Source organism: Inquilinus sp. (assembly GCF_039594555.1).
In the GTDB taxonomy this organism is placed as follows: Bacteria; Pseudomonadota; Alphaproteobacteria; order DSM-16000; family Inquilinaceae; genus Inquilinus.
Window position 1 is genome coordinate 1 of the sequence record NZ_JBCNNF010000604.1, and the last position, 3128, is coordinate 3128.

The following is a 3128-nucleotide window of genomic DNA, read 5'->3' on the forward strand; positions in this document are numbered from 1 at the left end:
GTCCTTCGTCCTGGTCCTGTCCCTGGCGCTGTTCGCGGCGCGCCAGGCCGGCGACCGGACGGCGCTGCGGGAGATGCAGCGGCTGCTGGTCGATGCCGGGTCGCAGGACAGCGTGCGGGAGGTGCTCAAGCGCATCGCCGTCCTCGAGCAGGAGGTGCGCAGCCGGGACGAGAGGATCGCCACGCTGCTGGCGGAGAAGGAGGAGGCCCGGCCGCTGCTCGACGCCACCGCCGGGATGGACAGGAAGGAGATCGAGAACTTCGTCGAGCTGGTGCGCGGGATCGCGGCCAAGAAGCGGAACGGCGAGATCACCGCCGACGACATCGCCCGGATTGCGAAGAATTCGGATCTGGTCGAGACGGTCCGCGGCATCACCGATGCCTGGGAGGATTCGAACCGCAGGATCGGGCAGGCGCTGCAGACGGAGTTCGGCAAGGACCTGTCGCGCTGGAACGCCGAGATCGATGACGACGGGTCGGTGTTCCGCTTCCTGGCCCCCGACGTGCTGTTCGACCAGGGGCGCGCCACCCTGACGCCGGCCTTCAAGGGCACGCTGGCGGATTTCTGCCCCCGGTTCCTGCGGCTGCTGGATGCGCGCCGTGACACCATCGCGGAGATCCGGATCGAGGGCCACACCTCCTCCGAATGGCGGCAGAACACCTCGTCGCGGGAGGCTTATTTCCTCAATATGGGCCTGTCGCAGGAGCGGACGCGCTCGGTGCTGGAATACTGTCTGGGGCTGGGCGATGTCGCGCCGGTCGAGGACTGGGCCAGGCACACCCTCGTCGCCGTCGGCATGTCGTCGAGCCGGCCGGTGCTGGGCCACGGCGGCGGGGAGGATGCCGACCGGTCGCGCCGGGTGGAGTTCCGGGTCGTCACCGATGCGGAGGCCCGTATCGGCGAGATCGCTCAGCAGCTGTCCCGATAGGGTGGTCGAATTCTTTCCGTCCTATCCAAATAGATGAGCCTCGAAACTGCTCGGATCCACCTTACGAAGTAAAATCATATCCGGTGGATACCTCATTCGAGTGCGATCTCTGACAGGATAAATCATAAAAGAGAATTCATATTGTATGACTAGAGGCGATACTGTCTTATGCGGCTTCATTCGTCAATGCGTGCGGGACGCATCGGCATTCGGAGCCGAATGAACATTTCTGTCCGGCATGTTCCGGAAGGGCGTGTCGCTGGGCCGATCGCAAGGTGAAACGAATCTTCCTGATCTATGGCGCAGCCCTCACAATTCTTCCGGGGGCATCGCTGACCGTGCTGAAACCGCTGCACCTCCTGTCGGAGCCGCAGCCAGCCGCAGTGACGCCGGCAGCCCTGTCGCCGCCATCGGACAGCGGGCGTGCGACGGCCTCGCTCGACCCGAAGGGCAGGCCGTCCGATCCCGTCGCGAGCGTGAAGGCCGGCGACGAGGCACGGGTGGGTTTCGACGCGATCCGGATCAATGCGGAGGGCTACCTGATCATGGCCGGGCGGGGGCCCGCCGGTGCCCGGATCACGATCCTCGACGGCAAGGAGGAGATCGGCTCGGTCGACGCCGATGCCGGCGGCGAATGGGTCTTCGTCTCGGAGAAGCCGATCACGCCGGGGGATCATCCGATCACGCTGCGCGCCACCCGGGATGGCCGCACGGTGGACTCAGCCGATGTCGCGCTCGCCATGATGCCGCCGCAGGGCCGGGCCGCGGCCGGCGCCCCCTCGGACCGGGATGGGCCGCTCGTCCTCCTGATCCCGAAGACCGGAGGCGCATCCAGCATCCTGCAGGTGCCGGCCGAGGCCGCCGCGGCGCAGCCCGGCTTTTCCATCGATCTCATCGACTACGGCGATGAGGATGCGGTGCTCGTCAGCGGGCATGGGGCCGCCGGTTCCCTCGTCCGGCTCTATCTCGACAATCTCCCGGTCGGCGAAGGCCGGATCGACCCTGCGGGCCGGTTCCGGATCGCGGCGAACCGGCTGATCATGCCGGGTGTCTACCGCCTGCGGGCCGATCAGCTCGATGCCAAGGGGCAAGTGACCGACCGGGCCGAGATGCCGTTCCAGCGCGCCGCGCTCAGCGACATCGCCGCGGCCGAAGAGCGGATCGTCGTCCAGCCCGGCAACAGCCTGTGGCGGATCGCCCACAGCGCCTATGGGCGCGGCGTCCACTACACCATCATCTATCAGGCCAACCGCGACCGGATCCGGGACCCGGACCTGATCTATCCGGGTCAGATCCTGACGGTCCCGCCCCCGGGGGCGCCGGCAGAGACCGACCGCGGCTAGGATCGTCCGCGGCCGGCCCCGGCCTCAATCCTCCTCGGCCGCCAGTTGGGCCAGGACGCGGCCCTTGCCCATCTGGCGCAGCACCATCGGCACCACCACGACGATGACGGTGATCGCCAGCAGCGTGATCGAGATCGGCGAGGAGACCAGGATCATGGGGTCGCCGCGGCTGTTCTGCAGGGCGCGGCGCAGCGGCAGCTCCGCCATCGGTCCCAGGATGAAGCCGACCACCACCGGCGCGATCGGGTAGTGGAAGCGCCGCAGCAGGTAGCCGAGCAGGCCGAAGGCCAGCAGCAGCCCGAGCTGGAAGGAGGAGGGGTTGGATCCGATCGTGCCCAGCGTGGCGAAGACCAGGATGCCGCCGTAGAGCCAGGGACGCGGGATCGACAGCAGCCGCACCCACAGCCCGACCATCGGCAGGTTCAGCACCAGCAGCATGGCGTTGGCGACGAACAGGCTGGCGATCAGGCCCCAGACCAGCTCGGGGTTGCTCTGGAACAGCAGCGGTCCGGGCTGGATGTTGTATTGCTGAAAGCCGGCCAGCATGATCGCCGCCGTGGCCGAGGTGGGCAGACCGAGCGTCAGCAGCGGCACCAGCGTGCCGGCGGCCGAGGCGTTGTTCGCGGCCTCCGGCCCGGCCACGCCTTCGATGGCGCCATGGCCGAACTCCTCCGGATGCTGCGACAGCTTCTTCTCGGTGGCGTAGGACAGGAAGGTCGGGATCTCGGCGCCGCCGGCGGGCATCGCCCCGATCGGGAAGCCGAACAGGGTGCCGCGCAGCCACGGCTTCCACGACCGCTTCCAGTCCGACTTGCTCATCCAGATCGAGCCGCGGATCGCCTCGACATGCTCCTCGG

General features: G+C 67.9%; 3 protein-coding genes. 2 read left to right on the forward strand and 1 reads right to left on the reverse strand.

All coding sequences use genetic code 11. From position 1 onward, the window contains the following. Positions 1-928, forward strand: a 928-nt coding sequence (locus ABDW35_RS34820) for an OmpA family protein (protein WP_343718424.1), incomplete at its 5' end; no start/stop codon positions are given. A gap of 275 nt (positions 929-1203) precedes the next feature. After that, positions 1204-2271 carry a LysM peptidoglycan-binding domain-containing protein gene (locus tag ABDW35_RS34825; protein ID WP_343718425.1) on the forward strand — a complete coding sequence of 356 codons (1068 nt, stop codon included), beginning with the start codon at positions 1204-1206 and terminating at the stop codon, positions 2269-2271. A 24-nt stretch (positions 2272-2295) separates the two neighbouring features. On the opposite strand, the gene ABDW35_RS34830 is transcribed toward ABDW35_RS34825, so the two are convergent. Next, the coding region (locus ABDW35_RS34830) for a tripartite tricarboxylate transporter permease (RefSeq protein ID WP_343718426.1) at positions 2296-3128 on the reverse strand (833 nt) is incomplete at its 5' end.